We start from the raw sequence: 2,356 nt of genomic DNA, 5'->3' as shown, positions 1-2,356 counted from the left end.
CAAACCTCCCCACCTCGCGCACCACCAGAGCCCCTCAACCACACAACCACAAACCTCCCCTCCTCGCGCGCCACCAGAGCCCCTCAACCACACAACCACACAACCACAAACCTCCCCTCCTCGCGCACCCCCCACGCCCCGCAACATCACCACACATACACCGTCTTGACCTCGCTCCAGCGCGCGGCGTATCTCTGCCGGACTCCGAACACCCTTTCGACGCTCCCTCACCGAACGGCCTCGCAAGCCCCCACTCTGGAGCCCTGATGCGCTCTCAATCCCCGACTCGCACGCTTGTCCTGACCCTCGCCATGACCCTGGCGCTCACAGCCTGCTCCGACGATCCGGGCGACACCGACCGCCCCACAGACGCCGGCGCCGATACTTCGGTCGACACCGGCGACACCGGCACCTCCCCGGACACAGCAGACGCCGACGACGCCAGCCCGAACGCCGACACCGACACCAGCCCGGACGCCGACACCGATCCCGGGCCCGCCCCGGGAAGCTGGCAGCTCCCCGAGGCCTACTTCATGCCCGCCAAAATGCCCATGACGCTCACCCACCCTCGCCCCGAGGCGGCGGCGTGGGCGCTCTCCAAAAATGCCCATCCGGGCGTGCACTGGGAGATCCCGATCGTGGTTCAGGGCGGGGCCTGGCCCTTTCGCTACGCCATCACCGACGATGGCGGCGCCACGGGGCTGACCATCGGCGAGGAATTGGAGCGCAGTGAGGACGATGGCTTTATCGTGCATCGCTCCACGCCGGAGTACGGCACCCTCTGGTGGGAGGAGCCTGTGGAAGGCACCTACGACATCACCCTGCAGGTCACCGATCAGGAGGGCGCAACCCTCGACGTCGCGGTCTCGCTGAAGGTGGGCACCGAGGGCTGGCTCTTTGTCGACCCGGTCGCGGGCGATGATGCAAACCCCGGCACTCGCGATGCGCCCTTCGCCTCCATCGCGCGCATTCACGCCGAGCCCGACGAGGGGTTCAAAGACCACCGCGTCTACCTCAAGGGGCTGGTGCCCATGGATCCGGAGCCCGGCGGCACCAACATCAGCTCCGGACGCATGCCCTCGGTCTGGGTGGGCTTTCCGGGCAGCGACGCCGTTCTCGAGGCCCGCGTCGGCCAGTTCATCGTCAGCGGTACGGACTTCACCATCGCGAACCTGGAGCACCGCCACGCCGAGGACTTCTTTCAGGACGATGGCGGGTACTTCCACATGTTCACGGTCTACGACAACACCCACCGGGTGCTGATTCACGACGTGCATTTTAGTCGTTTCCACGGCAACCCGCAGAACGTCGACATGGGGAACTCCTCGATCATCATGTTCACCAACCCCGCCGAGGGAGAGCGCAACCATGTGGCCGTGGTCAACAACCTGCTCTCCGGCGACAACGGCACCTTCACCAGCGCCTACCAGTTGCGCTACTCGGTCTTTGAGAAGAACCGCGCCCTGGGCGCGAACTTCAAGACCTCCGACTCCGCGACCTGGGCGATCTTCTACATCAAGGGCGGCCTCAACGAGTTCGTCTCGCTGCGCGCCAACACCTTTGCCGAGGGCAACCAGTGGCCGCGAAGCGCCAACACCAGCGGCGCCTTAGGCATGGATCGAGCCCGCAACATCGAGTTCGCCTACAACCGCCTGCACACCGACTACACCTGGGATCGCAGCGGGGCGCTCAAGATCTGGACCGCCAGTCCGGCCACCGGCTCGAGCTGGACCGCGGACACCCCGGTCTGGGTCTACCGCAATTCGCTGCGCGAGCAGGTCAGCATTGAGGGCCACAACCTCGACGACGTCGCCGAGGGCACCCTGCGCCTGGAAAAAAACATTCTCGACAAGGGCACCTGGCCCCAGGCCGACTACATCCAGGCCAGCGACAACCTCGGTGGGGAGACTTTCCACGACGAGGCCATGAACCTCCTGCCGGCCTACCGCGACGCCCACCTCGGCCAGCGCGGGGCGCAGATCGCTGTGCCGGTCGACTAACCCGGCCCTCGCACCCGGTCCATACCTGACCCCCGGTCACCTCGCCAGATGACCGGGGGTCACCCCTCACCCGCATAAACGCTGACGCTCAGGCGACCCTCGGTCACCTCGCCAGATGACCCACGGTCACCTCCCACCCGCATAAACGCTGACGCTCAGGCGACCCTCGGTCACCTCGCCGGATGACCCACGGTCACCTCCCACCCGCATAAATGCTGACGCTCAGGTGACCCTCGGTCATCACGCCAGATGACCCACGGTCACATCGCCAGATGACCCACGGTCACATCGCCAGATGACCCACGGTCACCTCCCACCCGCATAAACGCTGACGCTCAGGTGACCCTCGGTCACCA

At 66.0% G+C, this 2,356-nt stretch carries 1 protein-coding gene; it reads left to right on the top strand.

Annotated features, from left to right (window positions below; genetic code table 11):
* The first annotated feature begins 266 nt into the window (after window positions 1-266).
* On the top strand, window positions 267-2,000 hold the full coding sequence (locus EA187_RS20525; RefSeq protein ID WP_164856446.1) for a hypothetical protein: 1,734 nt from the start codon (window positions 267-269) through the stop codon (window positions 1,998-2,000).
* Window positions 2,001-2,356 lie beyond the last annotated feature (356 nt).

It is taken from the genome of Lujinxingia sediminis (assembly GCF_004005565.1).
Classification (GTDB): Bacteria; Myxococcota_A; Bradymonadia; order Bradymonadales; family Bradymonadaceae; genus Lujinxingia; species Lujinxingia sediminis.
This window is presented reverse-complemented; position numbering and strand designations above follow the sequence as displayed.